This is a genomic window from Capnocytophaga gingivalis ATCC 33624 (assembly GCF_000174755.1).
GTDB lineage: Bacteria > Bacteroidota > Bacteroidia > Flavobacteriales > Flavobacteriaceae > Capnocytophaga > Capnocytophaga gingivalis.
Map to the genome: position 1 here is coordinate 1 of NZ_ACLQ01000002.1, position 25,568 is coordinate 25,568.

General features: G+C 38.6%; 21 protein-coding genes and 1 tRNA gene. 1 reads left to right on the forward strand and 21 read right to left on the reverse strand.

Translation table 11 applies throughout. The annotated features are described in order from the left end of the window. From CAPGI0001_RS00370 to CAPGI0001_RS00470, 21 genes are all read right to left on the reverse strand, one after another. A partial coding sequence (locus CAPGI0001_RS00370) for a ComEC/Rec2 family competence protein (RefSeq protein ID WP_002665593.1) occupies positions 1–546 on the reverse strand: 546 nt, incomplete at its 3' end. Positions 547–603: 57 nt separating this feature from the next. Next, on the reverse strand, positions 604–795 hold the full coding sequence (locus tag CAPGI0001_RS00375; protein ID WP_002665535.1) for a hypothetical protein: 192 nt from the start codon (positions 793–795) through the stop codon (positions 604–606). 26 nt (positions 796–821) lie between these two features. Further along, on the reverse strand, positions 822–2,408 hold the full coding sequence (locus tag CAPGI0001_RS00380) for an NADP-dependent glyceraldehyde-3-phosphate dehydrogenase (RefSeq protein ID WP_002665540.1): 1,587 nt from the start codon (positions 2,406–2,408) through the stop codon (positions 822–824). A gap of 28 nt (positions 2,409–2,436) precedes the next feature. Beyond that, positions 2,437–2,619: a CAL67264 family membrane protein gene (locus CAPGI0001_RS00385; protein WP_002665522.1), complete on the reverse strand. Its 183-nt coding sequence runs from the start codon at positions 2,617–2,619 to the stop codon at positions 2,437–2,439. 47 nt (positions 2,620–2,666) lie between these two features. Beyond that, positions 2,667–3,779: a Wzz/FepE/Etk N-terminal domain-containing protein gene (locus tag CAPGI0001_RS00390; protein WP_002665546.1), complete on the reverse strand. Its 1,113-nt coding sequence runs from the start codon at positions 3,777–3,779 to the stop codon at positions 2,667–2,669. A 2-nt stretch (positions 3,780–3,781) separates the two neighbouring features. Further along, the gene (locus CAPGI0001_RS00395) at positions 3,782–6,298 is read right to left on the reverse strand and encodes an SLBB domain-containing protein (protein ID WP_002665608.1); all 2,517 of its coding nucleotides are present in this window, start codon (positions 6,296–6,298) and stop codon (positions 3,782–3,784) included. Between the two features lie 263 nt (positions 6,299–6,561). After that, entirely contained in the window at positions 6,562–11,016 is a 4,455-nt protein-coding gene (gene dnaE, locus CAPGI0001_RS00400) for a DNA polymerase III subunit alpha (RefSeq protein ID WP_002665556.1), read from the reverse strand. Between the two features lie 257 nt (positions 11,017–11,273). Then, entirely contained in the window at positions 11,274–12,902 is a 1,629-nt protein-coding gene (gene groL, locus CAPGI0001_RS00405; protein ID WP_002665512.1) for a chaperonin GroEL, read from the reverse strand. Positions 12,903–12,930: 28 nt separating this feature from the next. Beyond that, entirely contained in the window at positions 12,931–13,470 is a 540-nt protein-coding gene (locus CAPGI0001_RS00410) for a hypothetical protein (RefSeq protein ID WP_002665591.1), read from the reverse strand. 18 nt (positions 13,471–13,488) lie between these two features. Further along, entirely contained in the window at positions 13,489–13,767 is a 279-nt protein-coding gene (locus CAPGI0001_RS00415; protein WP_002665504.1) for a co-chaperone GroES, read from the reverse strand. A gap of 76 nt (positions 13,768–13,843) precedes the next feature. Beyond that, a complete protein-coding gene (locus CAPGI0001_RS00420; RefSeq protein WP_002665596.1) occupies positions 13,844–14,341 on the reverse strand; it encodes a CYTH domain-containing protein in 498 nt (165 codons plus the stop codon). Positions 14,342–14,448: 107 nt separating this feature from the next. After that, positions 14,449–17,502 (reverse strand): AAA family ATPase, encoded by a 3,054-nt coding sequence (locus CAPGI0001_RS00425; RefSeq protein WP_002665565.1) that lies wholly within the window; start codon positions 17,500–17,502, stop codon positions 14,449–14,451. Next, the gene (locus tag CAPGI0001_RS00430) at positions 17,502–18,725 is read right to left on the reverse strand and encodes a metallophosphoesterase family protein (RefSeq protein ID WP_040359189.1); all 1,224 of its coding nucleotides are present in this window, start codon (positions 18,723–18,725) and stop codon (positions 17,502–17,504) included. The genes CAPGI0001_RS00425 and CAPGI0001_RS00430 overlap by 1 nt, the downstream gene beginning before the upstream one ends. A 104-nt stretch (positions 18,726–18,829) precedes the next feature. Further along, positions 18,830–19,312, reverse strand: coding sequence for an ExbD/TolR family protein (locus CAPGI0001_RS00435; protein ID WP_002665576.1), 483 nt, complete (start codon positions 19,310–19,312; stop codon positions 18,830–18,832). A gap of 5 nt (positions 19,313–19,317) precedes the next feature. Beyond that, positions 19,318–19,947, reverse strand: coding sequence for an ExbD/TolR family protein (locus CAPGI0001_RS00440; RefSeq protein WP_002665554.1), 630 nt, complete (start codon positions 19,945–19,947; stop codon positions 19,318–19,320). A 2-nt stretch (positions 19,948–19,949) separates the two neighbouring features. Further along, entirely contained in the window at positions 19,950–20,348 is a 399-nt protein-coding gene (locus tag CAPGI0001_RS00445) for a hypothetical protein (protein WP_002665601.1), read from the reverse strand. 27 nt (positions 20,349–20,375) lie between these two features. After that, positions 20,376–21,086 (reverse strand): MotA/TolQ/ExbB proton channel family protein, encoded by a 711-nt coding sequence (locus tag CAPGI0001_RS00450; protein ID WP_040359191.1) that lies wholly within the window; start codon positions 21,084–21,086, stop codon positions 20,376–20,378. A gap of 28 nt (positions 21,087–21,114) precedes the next feature. Beyond that, a tRNA-Ser gene (locus tag CAPGI0001_RS00455) sits at positions 21,115–21,202 on the reverse strand. Positions 21,203–21,270: 68 nt separating this feature from the next. Next, on the reverse strand, positions 21,271–22,299 hold the full coding sequence (locus CAPGI0001_RS00460) for an asparaginase (protein WP_002665508.1): 1,029 nt from the start codon (positions 22,297–22,299) through the stop codon (positions 21,271–21,273). Then, on the reverse strand, positions 22,296–23,423 hold the full coding sequence (locus tag CAPGI0001_RS00465) for a 1-acyl-sn-glycerol-3-phosphate acyltransferase (RefSeq protein ID WP_002665498.1): 1,128 nt from the start codon (positions 23,421–23,423) through the stop codon (positions 22,296–22,298). The genes CAPGI0001_RS00460 and CAPGI0001_RS00465 overlap by 4 nt, the downstream gene beginning before the upstream one ends. 58 nt (positions 23,424–23,481) lie before the next feature. Continuing rightward, complete coding sequence (locus CAPGI0001_RS00470; RefSeq protein WP_002665558.1) at positions 23,482–24,252, reverse strand: TatD family hydrolase; 771 nt, start codon at positions 24,250–24,252, stop codon at positions 23,482–23,484. 144 nt (positions 24,253–24,396) lie between these two features. On the opposite strand from CAPGI0001_RS00470, the gene fbp reads away from it, so the two are divergent. Continuing rightward, positions 24,397–25,413 carry a class 1 fructose-bisphosphatase gene (gene fbp, locus CAPGI0001_RS00475; protein WP_002665560.1) on the forward strand — a complete coding sequence of 339 codons (1,017 nt, stop codon included), beginning with the start codon at positions 24,397–24,399 and terminating at the stop codon, positions 25,411–25,413. Positions 25,414–25,568: the final 155 nt, after the last annotated feature.

The following is a 25,568-nucleotide window of genomic DNA, read 5'->3' on the forward strand; positions in this document are numbered from 1 at the left end:
TAGCTTGTAGTAAGAGGGGTATCCTCTCCAGAATATTCCCTGATACTGCATATATTTCTTATAATCAAAATGATAAATATCACCAGAAGCAGGGATAGGCGAGAGCTTACTATGGCATAGGATAGATTTGCCACATGCAGTGGGATTCAATGAATCTTTCAGAAATAGAGAAATCTTACCACTACACTTTTCTCCTTCAACTTCAGCTAAGGATACTACAAGTTGTCTCCCTTTAATATCTTCAACTACTCCAGAAAAAGTATATTCCTTATCAGGGATCAGTAGCTGCACATAATGATCTTTTCTGCTTGCAGGATTATGTACATTATAACAAAGAGCTCCTATGGACAATCCACATAGAAAGATAGCTATTTTTTGAAATTTTTCTAATAGGTAGAAGCAAGCCCAAAGGAATAGAATACTCCCCAAGGAGAATAATATACAGACAAAGGGAGGTAGGATACTCCATGTATCTTGTATAATAATTCCTAAGCATATCCCTAAGAGGATTAGAAACAAAGGGAAATTAAAGGCTTCAGGCTTCATGATCTGGGTTAGTATAATAAAAGTCAGCTACTTGAGAAAATAGCTGACTTACATAGTTTATGATTTTCGACATTCTGCCTCTTCAGGGAGTCTCCCACAGAAACTGCAAGGTGTCCCCTCGGGGTTTAGGTGAGGGTTTTGGCTGGCACAAGTACCTGAAAACTTGCCATCTTTTTTAGCCCATATTTTGATAGCCATACCTAAAATACATAGGGCTAAAATAATAGATACAATGATAAACAATTTCATGATAATATATTAAAAATCAAAATATTCTATAATACATAATCGTTGTGAACGAAATTGGAAATTCCCGTTTTGAGTAGGTTCTCCAAAATCTCGTTGTTATAAGGGTTGTCTTTCGATGCTACGAATGTACGGATGGAGAACGAGCGGAGGGCATCATATACACTGAGCGTTCCCACAGCCGAATCTTTTCGTCCTGTAAAAGGGAATACATCAGGGCCTCGCTGGCATAGACTATTGAGGTTCACTCGGCATACGAGATTGACCAAATTGTCAATTAGTGGGGCTAAGGTATAGATATCTTTCCCAAAGAGACTCACCTGTTGTCCATAGTGAGAGTCGGCTATCTCCTGCCTTACTTCTTCTATATCAGAGAAAAAACGAACAGGCACTACAGGACCAAATTGCTCTTCTTGGTATACACGCATATCAGGAGTTACAGGGCCTAAGACTGCTGGGAATATAAAGTTTTCACTACGTTCTCCACCTTTTTTATTCAGTATTTTAGCTCCTTTGCTTAAAGCATCATCTATCAGATCTTGGATATACTGTGGCTTGTCAGGCTCAGGTAGGGGAGTGAGTTTTACATTTAGCTCCCAAGGGTTTCCAAAAGGCAGTGCATCGACTCTTTCGGTGAACTTAGAAAGAAACTCTTCCTTGATAGCATTGTGGACATAGATGATTTTCAGAGCTGTACAACGCTGTCCGTTGAAGGTTAGAGCTCCTACGACACACTCATTTACAGCAAGTTCTATATCTGCATCAGGGAGTATAATAGCTGGGTTTTTGGCCTCCAACCCCAAGATAAGTCGCAAGCGATTCTTGTGAGGATGTTTGTCCTGAAGAGCGATTGCTGAGCGGCTATTGCCTATAAGGGCTAAGACATCTACACGGCCCGTTTCCATGATAGGAGTAGCAATCTCTCGCCCACGTCCGAAGATAATATTGATAACCCCTTTTGGGAAACATTCTTTGAAAATCTCTAACAAAGGAGTGATGAGTAGTACTCCATACTTGGGCGGCTTATAGATAACTGTATTTCCCATAAGAAGTGCGGGTATTAGCAGTGCAAAAGCCTCATTAAGCGGATAATTATAGGGGCCTAAGCACAATACAATTCCCAGAGGGCCTCGGCGAATATGAGCGTATACGCCATCCCTTTTCTGAAAATGTGCACTATCACGATCTAGCTTTTTATACTCCTCTATGGTATCATAGATATACTCAATAGTACGGTCAAATTCTTTTTGAGATTCACTAATAGTCTTCCCAATCTCCCACATCATCAGATGGATGACTTCATCCCGTTTGGTCTTCATCTTCTCAGTGAATCGCTCTAAGATTTCTATACGATCCCTAACTCTCATGGTAGCCCATAAACCATTTCCTTTCCCAAAAGCATTGGCAGCAGCCTCCAAGGCTTCCAAGGCTTGTTCTTTGTCCAAGTGAGGCACACTACCTACCAATGTGGGTGCATACACTTCGGTAGAGGAAATAGTGGAATAGACTTCATCATAAGCACCTGTCCACTCCCTAAGCTCTCCATTGATTAAATAGGTCTTATGTTGCAAAGGGTTACAGATGTAAGCCTTTGGAATAGGTTGAAATTCAGACATTTTTTAGTTTATATTTTAATATTCTATTTTATACCCTCCCTTTTAGAGAATCGAATACCCAAGCGATGGCTAAGAAACCAGCTCCTGTGGTAGCAAATCCCCATCCTGCAACTTCCTCATAACGAAAAATACCCAATCCTATGAGAATTAGTCCGAATAGAATCATGATAAGGGTAGCGTATCCTAAAACAGAATTCTTATTTAAACTCATAATAGTTGTAATAAAGTTTGTATTTTATTTTTTGGCGAAAACAGTGACTACTCTTGAGCAGGTACTGCAGATCTATTTTTCATAGCTTTCATAAAATCCTTAGCAAAAATAGTGCCAATTCCTATAACAATTCCTAAAAAGCTCCAAATGGCAATGATCATTCCTTTTTTAGGTTTTGATTTTTCCAAAGGAATACTTACAGGCTCTATAGTAATGAAAGCAGGCGTATCTTCTTGAACTTTTATTTTTTGGTTTTCATACTGCTTAGCCAGTTCTACATAGAGATTATAGGCCAAGTTATAGTCAGATTGTAGTTGTGACTGTCGTGTCATAGGTACTGCTGTGATAAGCCCCCTATTACTGTCCTGAAAGGCTGCCAATCGGATTTGTTTTTCCTTGAAAGATTTTTCAGCTTCTTCGTATTGCTTTTGTATAAATTCTAATTGTTTTTTAGCCTTACGTGTTTTGAACTCAATGATAGTTTCTTGAAGATAGTTTTTTGCTTGTTCAAGCATTTGAGCCGCAGCTACAGGATCTTCCATGGAGAAAGAAAGACTTACAGTATTGTCTTTGTCATTATTGGTAATTTTTAGTTGGCTTTTCAAAAGTCCAAAAAGACCTTTTTCTTCATGGGTGAGAGGATACACCTCTAAGGTATCTTTTTCTGAGGTAGTATACTGTGGAGTGTTTTCCTCAGAAGGAGTAACCTTATCTACGATAAGAGAGGGGAGTCCTATGGTATATTTCTGTATTACATCTAAGAAATTTCCCTTATCATATTTTTGGTAATATTCCTGATAAGTAATAGGTGTATTACTTTGTTGTACTTTGATGCGGGCTTGTATCATTTTCCGAAGGAAAGGAATGCTCTGAGCAATACTGGTGTAAAGCTTAGGAGAGATAAGGTCAGAGCTCCCACTGCTGAGGTTGATTCCAGCCAAAGAAGCTAAACCAGAGAGACTTCCTCCAGCAGCCGCATTGTTTTCCTGAGCCAGTACAAGTGAAGTGGCTGTGTATTCCTTCTTAGAAAAAATGGCTATAAAGACTCCTATAACAAAGAAAACTAAGAAACACTTAAAAATTGTCTTTTTCCCTTGCACTATCTTTTGTAGGAGTGCAAGCAAATCTATTTCATCATCTTTTTGAATATCCTGACTCATAATTATTTGAATGTATTATAGATTAAAATAGCTAAAGTGGTTAGAGCCGTGGTGATACTTACTGTTTCAGTAGTGGTAAGTCCTTTCTTCTCAGGTTTTTCAGGAACGATAACAACAGCTCCAGGAGCTACTTTAGGATAGCTCTTAAAGAAAAGAAAGCGGTTGGTTCCTTTTACATCTCCATTGGCATACATTACATACACCGATTTTTTTTGAGCTTTGTCAGAGAAGCCTCCTGCACTATTGATATATGATCGAGTGGATTTTCCTTTTTCATAACGTACTAAGGAAGGAGCCAGTACCAATCCTTTAACCTCAACAGTTTGTTTTTCAGAAGGAACAATAAGTACATCTCCATCCTTGAGGATTAGATCTTGGTAGGAACCTTTGTGTTCCATGATCTTCTTTAGATTGATTCCTACACGATATTCAGAGAGTTCTTCCTCCTCAGTATCTTCTTCCTGATTTACTTTCTTAGTCTTTGTAGTATCTTTGTCTTTATTCTTATCCTTATCCTTATCCTCATCAGTATTTTTTGTCTCAATAATGGATAATTCTTTATCAATTTTCTTTAGTTCATTGAGTCTTTTCTCTTGAGTTTTTTCATCTTTTTCCTTTCCCTTTTTTCTAACCAAGGTAGCTCCTTCTATATAGGCATAAGGAGCTAAGCCTCCAGCACGTTCTATAAGGTTAGAGATACGTTCTTCTTTGGAAAGGATGGCATAGAACCCAGGGAAAGAAACTTCTCCCTCTACTTTTACAATCTGCTGAGGAGTATATCCTTGTTGGTAGCGAACAGTAACAATGTCATTAGGCTCCAGCTCTATAGTTTCTGTGGGGACTCCCTCAGATAGGGTGATGTCATATACCTTACTGATAGTTTTGAAGTTAGTATCATTGAGCTGTCGTGCTACTTGTAGATGTGTCTTGTCTGCATTTTCAGTGAAACCACCTGCCATAATCACTAAATCTTCAGCTTTGAGTCCCTTAGCAAAAGGAAACTTCTGTGGTTTGCGTACAGCTCCTTCTATACGTACCATAGGTTTTATACTCAAGCTGTCTTTGCCATATACATGTAGACTATCATTGGGTTGTAAGGCTATGGTTTGCTTTTTATCTAAGATGTCTTTAAGAGAAAAATTGACACTCTGTCTATCCACTCTATCAATAGTTCTAAAGAGAATAGCTCGATTGAGATAAGCTTCATCACGTACTCCAGCGGCTCTATTGATGAGGTCTAAGGCAGTCATACCCTCTGAATAGGCATAATTCCCTGGCTGGTATACTGCACCTGTGATACTAAGTTTGTTGTGGAAAATATCTGAAAGGCGGTGTACCAATAGCTTGTCACCACCTTGCATAGAAAAACTTTGTGCTTGGCTAAGAGAGACTTCTTTTACTTCGCGCTTAGCTCCAACGATACGTTCTACTATTAAATTATCCTTGTATGCATTGGACTTGAATCCGCCAAAATAGTCTATTAGAGCCGTAAGTTTTTCTCCATCTTTTACCTCATAGAGTCCTTCTCTTTTTACAAATCCGATCACTTCCACTTGGTTTTTGTAAGGAGGGACAATGATAACGTCTTGGTCAAGAAGGTTGATATTCCCTTCTTGTGAACCTTTGAGTAAGAAACTATAGATATCCAAGTGAGCAACAGTTTTTCCTCCACGGACTACCTCAATATTTCTAAAAGAACCATTCTCAGTGGGGCCTCCACTAGCATAGAGTGCATTGATGACGGTAGATAGGGCACTGAGAGAGTAAGTGCCTGGTGCTTCTACTTCGCCAATGATATTGACTTTCACAGTACGGATGTTGGCTATAGAAACTCCAGTGTATACTTTGGAATAACTCCCTTCTGGAGCAGAAATACCTGCGTATATTTTGCGTAAAGCACTATTGATTTTCGCCTTAGCTTCTACGAAATTAAGACCTCCTACATGGACTTTTCCAGCCATAGGAAGGATAATATTTCCTTGGTTATCTACCTTTTGTGTAGTAGAGCTCTCAGCAGCTCCCCATACTTCTACCAAGAGTTCATCTCCTGTGTTGATGATGTAGCTCTCAGGAGTAGGCACATTGATTGTAGGACTGAAGGAAATCTTAGGATTTTGGAAAAAGTCATACCCAAAGACACGGCTTTTCTTTGCAGGTGCCAAGGTATCTCTTTTGTATTCCTTACCTGTACGTCCAAAGATTTCTTGTTCTGGAGTGTTATTCTTGTTGGTTGTAGTATTTTTCTTATTATTTGTAGAGGAAGAAAGTGTCATGATACGTTGGCGCAGCTTATTGATCTGGGAGACAGGAACTCCTTTTACTCGAGCAGCTGTTTCCAAGTCTGTAATAGAGTATCCTTGGGCTTGTACTTTATCCCAAAAAGCCTGTATCTGCTCATTGGAGAGCTGATCCACATTGATATAGGAGAGCTGATCCAAATTCAGATTCTGTATCTGTGCCGAAATGGGCATAGAAATCCCTACACTTAAAAAAAGAAAAAATACTATTTTCCTAATCATTGTTTGCTGTTTTTAATCAGAGTGCAAATATACTTCCTTTATCTGAAAAAATAAAATTTTTTAAGGATTAATTACTCCTTTGAGGTTTCATAAGTACCTGTAAGCTATTCTTAGAGGAATATGAGATTATCTAATGTCCTGTATGCTAATATCTTGTAGAAAATAGTTGAGAAAACATATTTACTATAAAGTCTTAGAAAGCAAAAGCACAATTAATAATCAATATTGCAAATCAAGAGCAAACGAAAGAATGAGAAACCTTACTATTCAATCTCAGAATTTTCCTCTATTATGATTTCTGTATCTAGAGCAAGGGTAGGCTTTTCTTCTTGTAAGGTATTGAGCCAACGATCTTCGTCATTAATACGATAGGGCATATGAGAGGCAGAAAGCCAATCGAAGAGTTCCTTGCTGATAGCTATTTTAGAATGGGGGCAGTTCAGCGTCAATTCGATTTTTTTTTTCTCATTTTCTCCAATGATAAGGAAACTTATAGGAGTATTTCCCTGAAATTCCTGAAGAAACTCCTTGAAAGCATCAATATTTACTTTATTGATTTCTTTTAGTTCGGTGGCTATCTGCAACTTACGTACGAGACTAAGGGTGTTTTCTAAGAAATCAACAAAAGTAAAGTTCATCTTAGGGGCACTTCGGATTCCCTCTTTATTGACATAGCCCGGGCTGATATGTGCTTTGATGAAAACGAATTGGTTTTCACATAGGAAATGACGAAACTTGAGGTATTCCTCTCCAAAGATACGGAACTCAGCCCCTCCACTATAGTCTTCTATAGTGAAGAGCCCCCAGCCCTTACCGGTCTTACTGGTTTTATGTTCTATTTTAGTAATAATTCCTCCAAATCTAACTTCTTGATTTTCAAATCTTTCAATTCCTTCAGCGAGCTCTATAACTTCTTTGTTGCAGAGGTACTTTAATTGGTAATGGAAGATATCCAAAGGGTGTCCAGAGATATAGATCCCGACAACTTCTTTTTCACGATGAAGTTTTTCCATAGGACTCCATTCCTCTGTTTTGGGCATTTTGGGTTCTGGGAATTGGGTTTCAGGACTGTCTCCAAAGAGGCTCAGTTGTATCGACTTAGCACTTTCTTGTGCCTTGGCACCATAGCGGAGTATTTTCTCTAAGAAAACCATATTCTCTGAGGGTTCTTGGTGGAAAAACTGTGCCCGATGTACCTCTGGAAAAGAGTCAAATCCTCCAGCTAAAACAAGGCTCTCGAAAGCCTTCTTGTTGGCTGACTTGAGGTCTATACGTTTTACCATATCAAAGACAGATTTGTAAGGGCCAGACTTTCTGGTCTCTACAATTGTATCTACCGCAGCCTTGCCTAATCCCTTGACAGCTCCCATTCCAAAACGTATAGCTCCCTCTTTGTTTACAGTGAATTTATATTCAGATTCGTTCACATCGGGGCTGAGTACCTTGATTCCCATACGGTGACATTCGGAAAGGAAAAAACTGATGGACTTGATATCGTTCATGTTGTTGGAGAGCACTGCCGCCATGAATTCAGCTGGATAGTTTGCCTTCAGGTAGGCTGTCTGGTAGGCAATCCATGCATAACAAGTGGAGTGTGACTTATTGAAGGCATAGCTGGCAAAGGCTTCCCAGTCTTTCCATATCTTTTCCAGAGTCTCGGCAGGATGCCCTTTTTTACCTCCTCCTTCGATAAACTTAGGCTTCATCTCGGCCAAGACATCCTTGAGTTTTTTTCCCATTGCCTTTCTGAGCTTATCGGCTTCCCCCTTAGTGAAACCAGCCAACTTTTGAGAAAGAAGCATTACCTGTTCTTGGTATACAGTGATCCCATAGGTATCCTTGAGGTATTCTTCCATATCAGCCAAGTCGTAAGTGATAGGTTCCTTCCCGTGCTTACGATGGATAAAACTTGGGATATAATCCATAGGTCCTGGTCGGTAGAGGGCATTCATAGCGATAAGATCCCCGAAAACAGTAGGCTTGAGCTCTCGCATGTGTTTTTGCATACCAGGGGATTCGTATTGGAAAATGCCAATGGTCTCACCACGCTGAAAGAGCTCATAGGTGGGGACATCATCTAAGGGAATTTCTTCTATATCCAGAGTGATGTTATGTCGTTTTTGGATCAAAGATACCGCATCCTTAAGGATAGTTAGGGTCTTTAGTCCCAAGAAGTCCATCTTCAGTAGTCCTGCACTCTCCACAACAGAGTTGTCGAACTGGGTAACGAATAGGTCTGAGTCCTTGGCAAGCATCACAGGAACGAAGTTGGTGATATCATCGGGAGTGATGATAACCCCACAGGCATGAATTCCTGTATTACGCACTGATCCTTCCAAGATACAAGCTTGTTGTACTGTCTTGGCAGCCAGATCATGCCCTTGTGCAATTTTCTTCAGTTCAGTGACTTTTGGGAAATCACTCCCTACCTTTTCCTTAAGTTCTTCATCAGGGAGAGAAAAGATTTTTTTGAGAGAAATATTAGGAACAAGTTTGGCAATCTGGTCAGCATCCTTCAGCGGAAGATCTAAAACACGTGCAGTATCTCTTATAGATGATTTAGCAGCCATAGTGCCATAGGTAGATATTTGAGCTACTTGGTTGGCTCCATATTTACCTATTACATAGTCCAATACCCGACCACGTCCGTCATCCTCGAAGTCAATATCAATATCGGGCATGCTCACACGATCGGGGTTGAGAAAACGCTCAAAAAGTAGGTCGTAAGCGATAGGGTCTATATTGGTGATTCCCAAACAGTAAGCCACAGCAGAACCCGCAGCAGACCCACGCCCAGGGCCTACAGAGACTCCCATATTACGCGCGGCAGTGATGAAGTCTTCCACAATGAGGAAGTATCCAGGATATCCTGTTTTTTCTATAATAGAAAGCTCAAAATCAATACGTTCTCGAATTTCGTCAGTAAGCTCTTTATAGCGCTTTTCGGCACCTATGTAAGTGAGGTGTCTTAGATATTTATTTTCTCCCTTTTTGCCTGTCGGGTCATCCTCTACTTGAAATTCCTTGGGAATGGAAAATTTAGGCAAAAGAATATCTCGTGCCAGTTCGTAAGGAGTAATTTTGTCAATAATCTCTTGTATGGAAAGAATTGCCTCAGGGATATCCTTGAAGAGTTCTTTCATCTGTTCGGAGGATTTAAAATAATATTCCTCATTGGGCAGCCCATTGCGGAAACCTCGCCCTTGTCCTATGGAGGTAGCTTGTTTTTCTCCATCCTTTACGCAAAGCAAAATATCATGGGCATTGGCATCTTTAGGATTGATATAATAAGTGTTATTGGTGGCTACAAGCTTGATGGCATGTTTTTTAGCTAATTCTATAAGGACAGTATTCGCACGATTTTCGTCCTCTTGTCCATGTCGCATTAGTTCTATATAGAAATCATCTTGGAAGAGTTCCTTCCACCACAACAAGGCCTCTTCTGCTTGTCGGTTTCCTTGGTTGAGAATCTTAGAGGGTATTTCTCCTTGGAGATTTCCAGAGAGTGCAATGACCTGATCTTTATAGCGCTGTACGATTTCTTTATCTATACGAGGCACATAATAAAATCCTTCTGTATAGGCGATAGATGCCATTTTAATCAGATTTTGGTACCCTTCTTTGTTTTTCGCTAAGAGAACTATCTGATAGCCATTGTCTTTCTTTGTTTTATCTAAATGGTTTTCACAGACATAGAACTCACAACCAATGATAGGTTTGAGTAGGGTATGGGTAGGTGCATTCCCCTCTTCCTGGGCTCGGGCATTCTTGGCTTTAGCTTCTTTGTTATACTTGGCAACCTCCTTGGTGAAGTGGAAAGCTCCCATCATATTGCCATGGTCAGTCAGCGCTACCGCTGGCATCTGCTCTTTGGCGGCAGCATTTACTAAGTCGGATATAGATGCAGTAGACTGCAATACGGAATGTTGAGAATGGTTGTGCAGATGAGCAAAGGGAGCCGATTGTAAAAGGGCGAGATTTTCGCTAATCTCAGAGTCGGAAAGTCCTCTTTGTTCCTTACTTTTTAGTTTTTCAGAGGCCGATTTTAGGTTGATATGTTTCAACCCCCAAAGAGAAATAGGGGAGGGGTGGTTTTCTTGGATAAGTAGTATAGCCTCTGGGGAGATTGCCGAGGAGGAAAAACCTTCATTTCTGCGTAAGAGTTCAAAGAAACAACGAGCAGTAGCTTCCACATCGGCAGTAGCATTATGTGCTTCAGCAAAAGGAGTTCCAAAGAGAAACTCATGTAGCTCGGTGAGGTTGGGGTACTTAAACTTTCCTGCACGTCCACCAGGAATTTTGCATAATTCAGCTGTAAGCTCGCTACATGTATCTAATATAGGCAGTTTGTCCAAAACGGTACTTACCCCATACCGATAGAATTCGGCACCCATGATATGGATATCGAAGCCTATATTCTGCCCTACTATGTATTGTGTTTTGGAAAGTGCTTTTTCGAATTCTTCGAATACCTTGTGAATGCTTACTCCCTGCTCAGTGGCCAATTCGGTAGAAATTCCATGGATACGCTCTGCATCGTAGGGAATAGTATAGCCATCAGGGATTATTAGGAAGTCTTTATGTTCTAAAAGAGCTCCCTTTTCATCGTGCAATTGCCAAGCAATCTGTACAGCACGAGGCCAGTTTTCACTATCACTGATAGGTGCATTGTAGTTGCGGGGTAGCCCTGTGGTCTCTGTATCAAAGATTAAGTACATAGAAAATTCTTTTAGCTGATTGATAATGAATATTATACAATATAATATTGATTATCAATATTATATATAGTGAGTTTGTGAGACAAAAGTACTATATTTTTTTGAAACAATAGTGTTCTTCTTGTCAATAATTTGTTAAAAAGAAGGTGTGCGAATAAGAGATTGGTTTTCTGTGAGTTTGAGGTATGAAAAGAGGAAAACCCGTCAAAGCGATTGACGGGTTTTCGGATTATTATGAATGTACGGATACAGATTGATTACATCATTCCGGGCATTCCTCCACCCATAGGAGGCATAGCAGGAGTATCTTCTTTGATATCTACTAAAGAGCACTCAGTGGTAAGGATCATACCAGCTACAGAAGCAGCATTTTCCAAAGCTACACGAGTTACCTTTTTAGGGTCAATAATACCTGCACGGAACATATCTACGTATTTTTCTGTTTTGGCGTTGTATCCAAAAGAATTTCTGCTTTCCAATACTTTGGCAATCACTACAGAACCTTCACCACCAGCATTTTCTACGATAGTACGTAGAGGGGCTTCCACTGCACGGTATACGATTTGGATACCAGTAACTTCATCACTGTTTTCAGTTTTGATTTTATGAAGTACATTTCTTGCACGGAGGAGAGCAACCCCACCACCTGCAACAATACCTTCTTCTACAGCAGCACGAGTAGCATGTAGGGCATCATCTACACGGTCTTTCTTTTCTTTCATTTCCACTTCAGAAGGGGCTCCTACATAGAGAACAGCTACCCCACCGGCCAACTTAGCCAAGCGTTCTTGAAGTTTTTCTTTGTCATAATCAGAAGTAGTTACTTCTATCTGAGCTTTGATTTGTCCTACACGTGCTTGAATTTCTTCACTCTTACCAGCTCCATTTACAATTGTAGTATTGTCCTTGTCTATAGCTACACGTTCGGCACGACCAAGCATATCTACAGTTGCATTTTCAAGAGTAAAGCCTCTTTCTTCGGCGATAACAGTACCTCCGGTAAGGATGGCAATATCCTCAAGCATTGCTTTGCGGCGATCACCAAAGCCAGGAGCTTTTACAGCAGCGATACGTAAGGCACCACGCAATTTGTTAACCACAAGGGTTGCCAAAGCTTCTCCATCAATGTCTTCAGCGATGATTAAAAGTGATTTACCAGACTGAGCTACAGGTTCCAAGATAGGAAGCAAGTCCTTCATAGTTGAAATCTTCTTATCATATAGAAGGATAAAAGGATTATCAAGCTCAGCAATCATTTTTTCTGAGTTGGTTACAAAGTAAGGGGAAAGATAACCACGATCGAACTGCATACCTTCTACGATATCTACATAAGTATCGGTACCTTTAGCTTCTTCTACAGTGATCACTCCTTCTTTGCCTACTTTTTTGAAAGCATCGGCGATAAGTTCTCCTACTGCTTCGTCATTATTGGCAGAGATAGCTGCTACCTGACGAATTTTGTCAATAGAATCTCCTACTTTTTGGCTTTGTTTGGCCAATTCATTTACGATAGCTTTTACAGACTTATCAATACCACGCTTTAGATCCATAGGATTGGCACCTGCAGCTACGTTTTTAAGTCCTTCACGTACAATAGCTTGTGCAAGTACAGTAGCAGTAGTAGTACCATCTCCAGCTAGGTCATTGGTTTTGGAAGCTACTTCCTTAACCATTTGTGCTCCCATATTCTCAAGAGCATCAGGAAGTTCTACTTCCTTAGCTACAGTAACTCCATCTTTGGTAACGGTAGGAGCACCGAAGGATTTGCTAATAATAACATTACGTCCTTTAGGACCAAGAGTTACTTTTACAGCATTGGCTAGAGCATCTACTCCTTTTTTTAAGCCATCACGTGCATCAATATCAAATTTTATATCTTTTGCCATGTTTTTTTATTTTTAATTTTTTACTTATTTAAGCGATTTGAATAATTCTACACTTTTCACACAAAGGATAAGAGGTTACAAAATCTTTGATTCGTTCTTTAGCTTCTGCAAAACTTCCTTTTACATAGAAGTACAAGGCTGTATCATTGTTTCCTTCATGATAGGAAGTAAGAACCAAAACATCTTTTAAAGTCTCAGAGATAGTGTCGAAGACTATATTGATATCACAAGTTTCATAGACTTGTTCTGGCAAATCAGTGCCATTGATATAGAGCCCTAAACCTTCTAAGGAACCTACCTCATAGGAGCAGTCTTCATTGTATAGCTTAGAGCCTTTGGGAACCCCTATCTCTTCTAATTTTTGTAGTAATCTCTCTACTATATTAGGAGTGTCATTGAGTTCTATTTCTATATCACAATATTCTATTTCTCCCTCTTTTGACATTAGGGTGCCCCCACCAGAGGTATTTCCTAAATTCTCTTCAGAGAGAAATTCGTCTATGAGATCTTCTAAATCATGTCTGTCAAAGGGTTGCAGTTTTGCATTGAGTTGTAAAGTATAGAACATATTTAAGGTTATATTAGATTATTCTAAGATTCCTAACAAATCATTTTCTCTCATGATAAGGTAGGTTTTCCCTTCTAATTTTAGTTCTGTACCTGCATATTTGCCATAGAGGACAGTATTCCCTACTTTTACAGTTATAGGATTTTCTTTGGTACCTGCTCCTACAGCAACTACTTTTCCTTTTTGAGGTTTTTCTTGTGCTGTGTCAGGAATGATAATACCTGAAGCAGTGGTAGTTTCAGCTGGTGCTGGTTCTATAAGCACTCTATCAGCTAATGGTTTTAATTTTACACTCATATTGATCTTATTTAATTTATAATATCTGTCTGCTTTATTGCACAAAGTGTGCCATTTTTAAAAATATGTCAATTTGTCAGCCCTTTTGTGTGTTTTTTGAGGATTTCCACTCATTGTAGGGGTGTTTGCTTAGATAGCTATTGTAGTAGCAGGCTTCAGCGGTAACTTCTTTTCCTATCCAATCGGGTTTTTCAAAAGTTGCTTCTGTGTCCTTGAGTTCTATCTCGGCCAGAATAAGTCCTTGGTTTTTTCCATGAAAGACATCGACCTCCCACAGGGACTGACCTACAAGGACTTCGTATCGGGTCTTTTCTATAGGAAAGGGCTCACACAGAGGTAATAGTGCATGTGCTTCACTTAAGGGAATTTCTTTCTCCCATTCGAATCGACTAATGCCATCCTCACTTTTTCCTTTGATGGTGAGATAACTTTTTTCCCCTTTGATACGTACTCGTACTGTTCGTAAAGGGTCTGAGTTGAGATAAGCCTGTATAATAACAGTGCTTTTGTATGATTGAGAGATAAAATCGGTATTCTCAACCAAAAATTTGCGTTCAATTTCAGTAAAATTCATATTCTTTTATTTTTATTAGGTGTATAACTGACAAAAGGGCAGAAAATTAGGTGATAAGTAACAGATAACAGGTAATAATAGTTTGTTCACTCTTCATTTTTTATTCTTCATCCTTCACAGCCCTTGATAATACTTCCTCTTTCGTTATCCTTAGTAATGGTCAGGGAGAGAGGGATGCGCTCCTTGAGTTCTTCCACATGTGAGATAATTCCTACAATGCGGTTGTCTTTGAGTAGTCCTGTGATTGTTTCGAAAACTATATTGATAGCCTCACTATCTTGGGTACCAAAACCCTCATCTATGAAAAAGAAGTTTTTATCAGCTTTGGCTTTGCTCTGTACACTTTCGGCTAAGGCCAAAGCAAGGCTTAGGGATACTTGAAAAGCTTGCCCGCCTGAAAGTGTTTTTACACTTCGGCTTTTGCCTTCGTTGAGGAAATCAATTACTTCAAACTCATTATTTTCTCCCAACTGGAGTTGTAATTGCCCTCGTGTCATTCTTTGGAAACGTACATTGGCATGCTGGCAGAGTTGTTGTAAATAGATGGAGGATATATATTGTACAAAACCCTGTCCTCGGAAGATGTTTTCCAAGAGTTTGATATGCTCATTGCGTGTTCTAAGTTGGGTCACTGACTTGAGAAGTTCCTTTTTATGAACCAAGGCCTTGGTGATACGTTCCAGTTCGCTGGCGATTCTTATGCACTGCTCGTGAAGCGCTTTTACTTCCTGTCCCTTGAGTGTATATTGTTTTTCAATTTCAGCAAAGGCTTTAGGATCAAAGGATACATGGACAAATTTGGATTCTAAGTTCTGAATTTGTTCTTGAAGCACCTCGTAGTGTATCTTGAAATCTTGTATCTTTTTTCTGTTCTCCTCTATAGCTATTGGGGAGCTAAGTATTTGAGTTACCTCCTCAAGGCTTATATGCTCCTGAGCCAAGGTACTCTCTAAAGTATGTTCCACACTTAATAGCTCCCTTTCCCATTTTTCCAATAGTTCACTGGTGCCTTTTAGTTGAGCTTCATATTGGGATTGTAGAGGAGCTAAGCGGTTTTTCTCCTCAATAAGGGAGGTGTAAGTTTGTTCTATATATTTATTGGTCTTTGTTACGAACTGATATGTTTTTTGAACAAATTCAAAGTCCTTATCTTTATAATCTTCAAAGTTATATACTTTTAGACTTTCTTTTTTGCTGGCTATATGTCCTTCAAGAGTTGCTATTTCTTTAAAGATATTTTCTAATCCTTTTTTGTACTTTTCTATGGTGATTTGTAGGTCTTCAATCTCTTTGGAGCCTTTTTTGTATAGTGCTTCTTTGGTTTCTATTTGTTGTTCCAAAGCAGAGGCAAATTCGCGTTTCTCGTCAAATACAGCACGATTTTCTTTGGAAAATTCGCTCCAAATGAACTTGTCATGATGTGCCAACTGTTCTTTTTCTATTTGCAAGGCTATTTCCTTTTCTGATTGGATTTGTTTTTCGAAGAATTGTTTTTTATCTACAGTTTTTTCTATCTGAAAAAGGCTTTGTTGTAACTGCTCTTGTTGGGAATCAAGGATTTTTATTGCTTTTTGAGTGGCTGCAAGTTCTGTGCTAACATCTTCGAAGTGCGTAATGTTTGGATGTTCTGATGATCCACACAAAGGGCAAGGACTTCCTTCATGAAGTTCTTTTGTGTAATGAGATAATTGGCGCTGTAGTTCCAGTTGGTTAAGCTTTTGTCGAAGTATATCTTTCTCCTTTTCAATATTTTCTCTTTCAATAGTGATTTTTTCTTTGAAATCGGAAACAAATCCCTCCTTGAAGAGCGAAAAAAGACTAAGTTCGTGTGTAATTTCTTCTAATTGTGCTGTGGTACCTTGAATTTTTTGCTGTTGTTTGTTTTTGTTTTCAGAAAGGGCATGGTTTTTTTCATACCAATTGCCAACTTCCAAAAGCAATTGGCTATCTATACGTTGCTTCTTGAGACTTTCTATCTCGTTTTCAATGGTGTTGTTATAGTCTTTTTTATCTTTAAGTTCCTTTTCTACAGCTGCTATCTTTTCAGTTCCTTTTATAGTTCTTCCTTTTTCTTCTATTAGTTTCTCTTGTAAGGGGAATGTTGATAATATTTGTTGCAAATCGGCTTCCATCTGTTTTGTCTCAGAAAGTTTTTCATAAGCCTCTTGTAGATAATTTATATTGTCAGAGATGTTGATTAATTTCTCTTGTACTTCCTTGAGTTTTTTTGTATCTGTATCTTTTTTATAAGTATAGGATTGCAGCTCTTTTGTTAATCTTGTTTTGTTTTCTAATAGATTTTTGAATACTTTTTCTATCTTCTCATAGGTATTGACTTTTTTTTCTAATTCGTCAAATGATTTTTTTTGAGAATAGAGTATAGCAAACTCTTTTCTCTTTTGCTCTAAGAGTTCAAAATCCGATTTCAGGCTTCTCAGATGTTCGTAATGTGTCTTTAGCTGATCAAATTCCGTTTCTAAGGATTTTTGTTTATCCTTTTCCACTTTGAGTTTGTCTTGTTGTATTTGTATAGCTTCTTCATGGATTTCCTCATAGCCCTTGAGTTCTCCTTCCTTGAAACTAAGTTGTTCGTTATTCTCTCTCTTGAGCTTAGCTATATTGTCTGAAAGATCAAACTTTTGTAGGTTAAAGATTTCTTTCATCATCTCAGTTCTGTCCTTAGCTCCCAGCTCCAAAAATTCTTTGAATTGCCCCTGTGGAATGATGATAGTACGCTTGAAATTTTCATAACTTAGTCCTATCAACTTCTGTGGATTGGCTTGTTCTAAAGGAATCCACTGGTTACCTACCCTCTCATAGAATTGCACAATGGGGGTTCTTACATCTTCGAACTTTTTAGAGTTCCGCTTGAGCTCTCGAGTCACACGGATATGCTTGTTCTCAAAGTTAAGGAACTCAAAATCAATATAAAATCGATTGGACTTGAGATTCATCATATTGTACCCTCTCTTGTCTGCCTTGTTTAGCCTTTCGGTTTCTCCATAGAGGGCAAAGGTAATAGCCTCCAGTATAGAGGACTTACCTGAGCCCACAGCTCCAAAGATACCAAACAATCCAGCATCAGTAAGTTGTGAAAAATCAATATGTTGTTTTTCTTGATAGGAGTAGATTCCTTCTATGGTTAGGTACAAAGGTAACATTATTCTGTAGGGGTATTAATCACTTCGTTGAACAAATCTAAAATTTCTTTATTAGGGGCTATGCCTGAGTTTTTATATTTGAAATAGCTTTCAAAGAGAGGGGTAATATTTTCAAAATTAATATCTTGTAAAGACAATTCTCCAGAGGGAGATTTTCCTAACTCCCAAGATATTTTAGGAATAAGAAATACTATACCTTCATGAGTACTATATAGCTGTTTTCTCTCTTGGGCTTTGAGATATTCCTTGAGCTCTAAGGTAAGCTCCACCCAAGTATTGGGGTTTTCTCTGAGCCATTCAAGTGCAAGGGGTACATTGTCAAAGCTTTTTCTAGCCAAGGGCTTTCCTTGTGTGAGGGGGATTTTCTCGAACGAAGGTCTTTGGTCGGGGGTTACCTCTACAACAACCACATATTTCTGTTGGCCAGCCTCACTGAAGCTATAGGATAGAGGAGAGGAGGCATACACAACAGGATTCTCCTCACTGCCAATGTTCTTGAACCCGTGGAGATGTCCTAAGGCGGTGTATTGTATCTGTGGAGGAATAGTATCGGTATAGATCATATCGGCATTGCCTATACGTATGGGGCGCTCTCCTTCAGGTTCTTCTAAGGTTTCTCCATTTTTGGGTTGCATAAAAAGGTGAGCAGTAAGGATATTCACTCCAGAGGAATCACAATAGGTGTTCGCCAAAAAATGCCATTTATCCGAAAGTAATTGGCTCAGCGATACCTGTTTGTCTCCCTCTAATTCCTGCTTTAAGCGGGGTTCATTGGCATAGGGAGTATGGAGTATCCTTAAGGGATACGGGTATTTTTCAAAACAAAATTCTAAGAAGCCTTCTTCTGAGGTAGTAATCTCAAAAGTTTCAGCCTTTATGGGAGATACTATGGCATTAGGGTAGCCTATGAGGAAAATACCACATTCGCGAGCCAAAGGGTCTGGTGCATCAATGAGCTTAGGGGAGTCATGATTGCCAGAAATTGCCACTATAGGGCGTTTTCCCTCACAGGAAAGTTGTTTGAGTGTTTTGTAGAATAGCTCAACCGCATCTGTATTAGGGGTGAAATTGTCAAAGAGGTCTCCAGCTACAATTACCATATCTACCTTTTGGTCATTGGCTATTTGCACAATTTCTTCCATTACAGCACGTTGTTCTTCTATACGAGAAAAGCGATCTAATCTTTTTCCTAAGTGCCAATCGGCAGTATGAAGTATTTTCATTATCAAATAAGGGCTGAATGTTAGAGCTATAAAAAAAATCCGTAAAAAAATATTTCACGGATTTATAAAACAAGTTTTAACTATAGAAACAATAGTTTTAATTGTTAGTCATTGAGTAAGGAAGGCTTTCCTTCTTTGGTAATATAGTTGATTTTCAAGGCATTGATGTCTCTCAATTGTTCTTTTAAGTCACCTATAATACCCATTTTAGTATGTTTATCTATCTTCAAAGAAGTGATAAAAGCCTCTTTATATCTCTCTTGCAAGCCCTCTTTGTATTTGAGGATGGGGGTACCTACCTGCTCTACATCTACAAATACATCATTGATTTGGATCTTAGCATTTTTACCAAATTTCTCTTGGTACATTGGCAAAGGTTCCCCAGCATATACATATATTACAGGGTCTTTTTTATCCAATTTTTGTACTTGGTTGGCCGTAGGGATATCATTGGCTACTTTTATTTCACCATCTTTAGTCTGAGTTACGGTCATAAAGAAGAACAAAAGCATGAAGATAATATCAGGCAGAGATGCAGTTGAGATAGGGGGGACACCACCACTTTTTTTCTTATTGAACTTTGCCATAGATTTTAATTTTTATCTTTTTTAACACTTGCTTCTACCAATTTTTTAGGGAATAGCTCTTGCAACTTTTCCAATTTTGGTCTTAGTTCATTTTTTCTTTTCTCAGAAGTTTTAGCAGCATTGAATTCTGCATCCATTTCTGTATAAGGCACTTCTTCTTTGAAGAGTTTTTGGCGTTCTCTTTCTCGCAATTCATTGTAAGCGGCTACTAACTCATTTTGGACAGTGATGTATGTCTCATAATTGGTCTCACGGTCATTTTGCAATGAGATAACAGCTTTGTTTGGATTGTCAGAAGAAGTGGGATCATGTTGCCCTTGGCAGTAGCTGCAAGCTTCCTCTCCTTTACCTCCTCCATTATCTAAGAATTCAATAGCTGCTTTTCTTAGATCCTTGATATCCATTAATCTATCTTCTACAAATAATTGATTGTTTTTATTAACTAATACAACAAACAAATTACGTTCATTGATCGGAGGTTCTTGTTGTTCTTGTTTAGGGACTCTTGGAGGGAGCTTGGCGACTATGCCCGCATTGGATGTGATGTCCGTTGTTACAAGGAAGAATATTAGCAAAAGAAATGCAATATCCGCCATGGAACCGGCATTTACTTCGGGTATGGAACGTCTTGCCATTTTTAAGATTTTTTAACAACTGAAAAAATTACAGAAATCAGTGTGATTAACAAAAGTAAGTAAGTGGCCATAATACCAGCACTTATCCACTGATATTTGCTATCTGTACCAAAAAGAACATAGGATAGTGGGTAAGATAAAATCATAATACCCAAGAAAACTCCTGAATAAAGCAATGTCTTTTTGATAGATTTTGGCGAAGATAGTATATTCTTTGTAGCAGAAAAAATTACCACTACCAGTCCTATAGCCAATAAAAGATATCCTAAGATAAACATTCCATTCATAGGAAAGTTGCTAAGGCTATTTTTTACTTTATCTGAGCTAATCATAAGCCAACCACAAAGAGCAAGCCCCAAAACGCCTAAAATAAGCGCTATTATTCTTGTTATTTTGTGCATAAAACAGAGATTTTAGGGGTTAGTGAATTATTTTCTGTAGGATACCAATAGGTCTACAAGTGAAATAGATGCATCTTCCATGTCATTGACTATGCTATCTACTTTGGCTACGATATAGTTATAGAATACTTGAAGAATCATCGCAACGATAAGTCCAAACACTGTGGTAAGTAGCGCTACCTGAATATCTCCTGCGATAAGAGAAGCATCCAATCCTCCAGCTAAACTAATTTTCTCGAAAGCCTGGATCATCCCAATTACTGTCCCCATGAATCCTAACATCGGTGCTATAGAGATAAATAAAGAAATCCAAGAAATATTCTTTTCTAAAAGACCCATCTGTACTCCTCCGTAAGAGACTACTGACTTTTCTACAATATCAATACCTTCATCTACACGATCAAGCCCTTGATAGAAAATAGACGCTACAGGACCAGGAGTGTTTCTACATACTTCCTTAGCGGCTTCTGTACCACCATTCTTTAGTGCATCTTCTACATTGGTTAATAGCTTCTTAGTGTTGGTAGTAGCCATAGTAAGATATATGATACGCTCAATAGCTACTGCAAGCCCAATGATAAGACATAAAAGAATGGGAGCCATGTATGCAGGTCCTCCCTTTATGAAATATTCTTTGAAACTTTGATTGACACCTCCATTGGTGTTTTCAGCAAAAGCAACTCCAAAATTTATAAAAAATAAGGTAGCTAATGTCAGTTTTGAATACATTTTTTTCATTTTTTTATTATTATTAGTGGGTTTTTAGCAGAGAGGAAGGGATTCGAACCCTCGATACGCTTTTGACGTATACACACTTTCCAGGCGTGCTCCTTCGACCACTCGGACACCTCTCTAAAAGTATCTTTTTACAAGTCGCTAAATTACAACAAAAATCTGATACAGCAACTTTTTTAGTAAAAAATTATGATATTTCTCCTTGTGCTTCTTTTTCGTATTTGATTTTCAGTGATTTACTATCTATATTTTTTCCTAATAAATACATTAATTTAGTGATAGCAGCCTCACTGGTGATGTCTTTTCCGTTGATTACACCTATATTTTCGAAGTGTGAACCGGCTTCATACTTGTTTGGAAGCACAAAACCTCTCATACATTGTGTAATATTAACCACTACAACTCCCTTCTTAATTGCTTTCTCTATGCTCTCCAAAAACCACTGGCAAGTAGGGGCATTTCCAGAACCAAAGGTCTCCATCACCACTCCTCTGAGGTTCGGTAAGTTCAGAATTCCATCTAATATGGGTTGGGTGATATTGGGAAATATTTTTAAAAAGGCAACATTGGGATCGAATTTGGTGAAAATTCTCAGTGGCTCTTGTCGCTCTCTTTTATATAAAAATTCATCATGCACTTTTAGGTGTACTCCACTCTCGGCAAGAGTAGGGTAATTGGGCGAGTCAAAAGCTTGGAAGTTCTCTGCATCAATCTTTGTGGTCCTATTGCCTCGATAGAGCTTGTATTCGAAGTACAAGCACACTTCCTTGATCACTGGTTGTTCGTTCTCTTTAAGGCTGGCCAATCGGATAGAGGTGATTAGGTTCTCTCGGGCATCGGTTCTGAGATCTCCTATAGGTAACTGAGATCCTGTAAAAATCACTGGCTTGGAGAGATTCTCTAACATGAAGCTAAGGGCAGATGCCGAATATCCCATCGTATCACTACCATGAAGTACTACAAAACCATCGTATTCTTGGTAATTTTCCTCAATACTTTGGGCAATCCTCTCCCAGTGGGAGATGTTCATATCCGAGGAGTCTATAGGAGGATCGAAAGAAACGTGTTCGATATCGCTGTCCAATTGCGAAAGTTCGGGTAAGCGCTCTTTTATTTTTTCAAAACGAAAAGGTTTGAGTACCCCTGTTTCGTAATCCTTCACCATACCAATGGTTCCTCCTGTATAGATCAGGAGAATTTTTGTTCTTTGAGTCATAATTTTAATTTATTAATGACAGGATTGGCATACATTTCTAAGAATTTTGTACGAGAAATGTTCCCTTCCGAATTACTTCTATTCTCTAATCGTCTCTCGAATTGTCTTAGTTCTTTTTCGGTATACTTATCGGCAAACTTGTGTATTCCTGTGAGCATATCATACGCTATGTAGTTGCTGGAAAAGAGCTTATATTGTGCATATATCTTGCTGTCCAATAGTTCTACAAGAGCTTGTATCTGCTTGTTGGCATGTTCTTCTTTGGCTGCAATCTCATCAAGTTCTTCATATAGGGGTTTTCCTAACGAGATATGGACACTTCCTTTCTGTCCTACGAATCCTTGTACTATATTATGGTAATCCTCGTCTTCTGTTTTTATATATTCCACTCCGTGATGTTGTGCCAGTAGGGCAGGCATTTTTAACACATCAGTAGGGTCGAGCTCGTAGGAAATAGCCATGGGGACTATATGTAATTGCTTGAAGTAATCCATTAGTGCCATTTCTTTAGGGCAGTTTATTGAAAGCATTTTGATGACTCCTTGTTGGGTACGGTCATTGCCATCTTTGGTCCGACCTTCTCGTTGGGCTATCCATACAGAACGATTTTTTTCAATGATACAACGTCCGATAAACTTTGATACAATCTGAGATTTTTCCAAGGTCTCTCTCGGGGAAAGTCCTCTGTGAATGATAAAATTGCGATTGAGCTTGGCAAAAGCCAATAGAAAAGGTGTATTCACTAAGTTGCTCCCCATAGCGGAAGCGGTCATTTTGAACCCATTCTCATGAAGTAATACATTGAGAAAAGAAGTATCTAAAATAATATCTCGGTGATTGGAGATAAAAAGATAGGCTTGTGCAGGGTTTAGGTACTCGAATCCCTCACCTGAGAACTGTGTTACACTCTTGCTAATGGCATTCTTGATGATGGGGTACATAATTCTTGACTGAAAATCTCGTATTTTCTTGCAAGAGAGGAGTAGCTTTATCTGTTCTTCCTCACTGAGCTTAGGAAAGCCAAAGTGTAGTAACTGACGCATAGTAGGATTATCCTTGATATATCCTAATATTTCTGAAACCTCACTGTCGTGAAAAGGACGTATTTGAGAAAAATCTGTCAAAATATATTAAGTTAAATAATAGCGCAAAGTTACGTAAAAAATACCAATGAGCGAACGTTTAGGGCTTAAAAATTTCAAGAGCATTGTTAGTCGTCCTTTTAATAATCTCATTTTCAGATATATTATAGATTTCGACTAATTTTTTTACAATATAAATAAGGTAACTGCTTTCATTACGCTTTCCCCGAAAAGGAACAGGGGCTAAGTAAGGGGCATCTGTCTCTAACACAAGGTGTTCCAAGGGTATTTCCTTAAGGAAGGTGTCTATTTTTCCGTTTTTAAAGGTCACTACTCCTCCGATTCCTAATTTCAGTCCAAAGGAAATAGCTCGTAGGGCTTGCTCTTTATTTCCTGTGAAACAATGGAAAATACCGAACAAATCATCGCTTTTCTCTTTTTCAAGCACTTCAAAGGTTTCTTCAAAGGCTTCTCTACAATGAATTACTATAGGTAGATGGTGTTCTTTGGCAAGGCGTATCTGTAGGGCAAAGGCTTCTTTCTGTGCCTCTAAAAAAGTTTTATCCCAATATAGGTCAATACCTATTTCGCCTATTGCATAGAAATCCTTGGAATGTGCGCTCACAAGCGCGTTTACCTTTGCGATTTCTTCTTGCCAATTTTCTTTCACACTACAGGGGTGCAGTCCATTCATTAAGTACATATGTTCTGGGTACTCTTTTTGTAAGCGGAACATACGTTCGGTATAGGTGGAATCTATGGCAGGAAGAAAAAATTTCTCTACTCCATAGTCTATGGCTCTTTGGATAACTTCCTTGTAATCAGTGTCAAATTCTTCCACATACAAGTGAGTATGGGTGTCTATAATCATGGTATAAAAAAAATTAAAGGCTGGCAAAGGTACAGATTCTTAAGGAGGTGGAAAAGTTAAATCTATTATAATGTGTATTAAATTTGCTATCTGTTTAAAAATTAAATTGTAAATTTGTAGTACAAAATATAAAGAGATATTCGTATGAAAGAAGAAAAAAGTCTGCCCACTTTAGGGGAGTTTATCATTGAAAAACAGCGTGATTTTAAGTATTCTACAGGGGAATTATCACGGCTTATCAGCTGTATCCAGATTGCTTCGAAGATGGTAAATAGGGCTATCAACAAGGCCGGAATTGCCAATATATTGGGAGCCGCTGGAAACGAAAATGTACAAGGCGAAGAACAACAAAAATTGGATGTAATCGCCAATGAGACTTTTATTAAATCTCTTTCTCAGAGGGAGGTTGTATGTGGTATAGCCTCAGAAGAAAATGATACCTTTATTGAGATCAAAAGCGGAGCTAACTCAGAACTAAGCAAATATGTCGTACTTATCGATCCTTTGGATGGTTCTTCTAATATCGATGTAAATGTCTCTGTAGGAACGATCTTTTCTATCTACCGAAGAATTACTCCTGACGGAACTCCTGTTCAGTTAGAAGACTTTCTACAAAAAGGGATCCATCAGGTAGCCGCAGGGTATATCGTATATGGCTCTTCTACTATGTTGGTATATACTACAGGTAAAGGGGTGAATGGTTTTACATTGGATCCTTCTTTGGGTAGCTACTACCTCTCTCATCCTGATATGAAATTCCCTGAAAAAGGAAAAATATATTCGATCAACGAAGGAAACTATATTAAGTTCCCTCAAGGGGTAAAGGATTATATCAAGTATTGTCAAGAAGAAAAAGAAGATCGCCCTTATACTTCACGCTATATAGGTTCTTTAGTTTCTGATTTTCATAGAAATATGATCAAAGGGGGAATCTATATGTATCCTTCTACTTCTCAATCCCCTAACGGAAAATTGCGCTTGCTTTATGAGTGTAACCCTATGGCTTTCCTAACCGAACAGGCAGGAGGAAAGGCTTCTGATGGTTTTCAGCGTATCTTGGAAATAGAACCTTCTAAGCTTCATCAGCGTACTCCTTTCTTCTGTGGAAGTCGTGCTATGGTCGATACCGTAGAGGCTTTTATGCGAGGTGAAAAAAAATAACTACTCATTATTTATTAAATAAGGAGGCTGTCCGAAAAGTCTTATTCATGAAGGGCGATTTGCAAATCTTTCTTACAATAGAATCTAAAAAACTGATTTTCAATAGAATAAAATTTGAAAAATAATGTTTTGGACTTTTTGGATAGCCTCCTAAT

Excerpts from the sequence above, each read along its gene's own strand:
- CAPGI0001_RS00430 (WP_040359189.1), bottom strand. The coding sequence starts at position 18,725 with ATGAAAATACTTCATACTGCCGATTGGCACTTAGGAAAAAGATTAGAT.
- CAPGI0001_RS00470 (WP_002665558.1), bottom strand. The coding sequence starts at position 24,252 with ATGATTATAGACACCCATACTCACTTGTATGTGGAAGAATTTGACACT.
- CAPGI0001_RS00395 (WP_002665608.1), bottom strand. The coding sequence starts at position 6,298 with ATGATTAGGAAAATAGTATTTTTTCTTTTTTTAAGTGTAGGGATTTCT.
- CAPGI0001_RS00460 (WP_002665508.1), bottom strand. The coding sequence starts at position 22,299 with ATGACTCAAAGAACAAAAATTCTCCTGATCTATACAGGAGGAACCATT.
- fbp (WP_002665560.1), top strand. The coding sequence starts at position 24,397 with ATGAAAGAAGAAAAAAGTCTGCCCACTTTAGGGGAGTTTATCATTGAA.
- CAPGI0001_RS00410 (WP_002665591.1), bottom strand. The coding sequence starts at position 13,470 with ATGTTCTATACTTTACAACTCAATGCAAAACTGCAACCCTTTGACAGA.
- CAPGI0001_RS00415 (WP_002665504.1), bottom strand. The coding sequence starts at position 13,767 with ATGAGTGTAAAATTAAAACCATTAGCTGATAGAGTGCTTATAGAACCA.
- CAPGI0001_RS00450 (WP_040359191.1), bottom strand. The coding sequence starts at position 21,086 with ATGAAAAAAATGTATTCAAAACTGACATTAGCTACCTTATTTTTTATA.
- dnaE (WP_002665556.1), bottom strand. The coding sequence starts at position 11,016 with ATGTACTTAATCTTTGATACAGAGACCACAGGGCTACCCCGCAACTAC.
- CAPGI0001_RS00435 (WP_002665576.1), bottom strand. The coding sequence starts at position 19,312 with ATGGCAAAGTTCAATAAGAAAAAAAGTGGTGGTGTCCCCCCTATCTCA.
- groL (WP_002665512.1), bottom strand. The coding sequence starts at position 12,902 with ATGGCAAAAGATATAAAATTTGATATTGATGCACGTGATGGCTTAAAA.
- CAPGI0001_RS00425 (WP_002665565.1), bottom strand. The coding sequence starts at position 17,502 with ATGTTACCTTTGTACCTAACCATAGAAGGAATCTACTCCTATCAAGAA.
- CAPGI0001_RS00390 (WP_002665546.1), bottom strand. The coding sequence starts at position 3,779 with ATGAGTCAGGATATTCAAAAAGATGATGAAATAGATTTGCTTGCACTC.
- CAPGI0001_RS00385 (WP_002665522.1), bottom strand. The coding sequence starts at position 2,619 with ATGAGTTTAAATAAGAATTCTGTTTTAGGATACGCTACCCTTATCATG.
- CAPGI0001_RS00375 (WP_002665535.1), bottom strand. The coding sequence starts at position 795 with ATGAAATTGTTTATCATTGTATCTATTATTTTAGCCCTATGTATTTTA.
- CAPGI0001_RS00445 (WP_002665601.1), bottom strand. The coding sequence starts at position 20,348 with ATGCACAAAATAACAAGAATAATAGCGCTTATTTTAGGCGTTTTGGGG.
- CAPGI0001_RS00420 (WP_002665596.1), bottom strand. The coding sequence starts at position 14,341 with ATGAATTTTACTGAAATTGAACGCAAATTTTTGGTTGAGAATACCGAT.
- CAPGI0001_RS00380 (WP_002665540.1), bottom strand. The coding sequence starts at position 2,408 with ATGTCTGAATTTCAACCTATTCCAAAGGCTTACATCTGTAACCCTTTG.
- CAPGI0001_RS00440 (WP_002665554.1), bottom strand. The coding sequence starts at position 19,947 with ATGGCAAGACGTTCCATACCCGAAGTAAATGCCGGTTCCATGGCGGAT.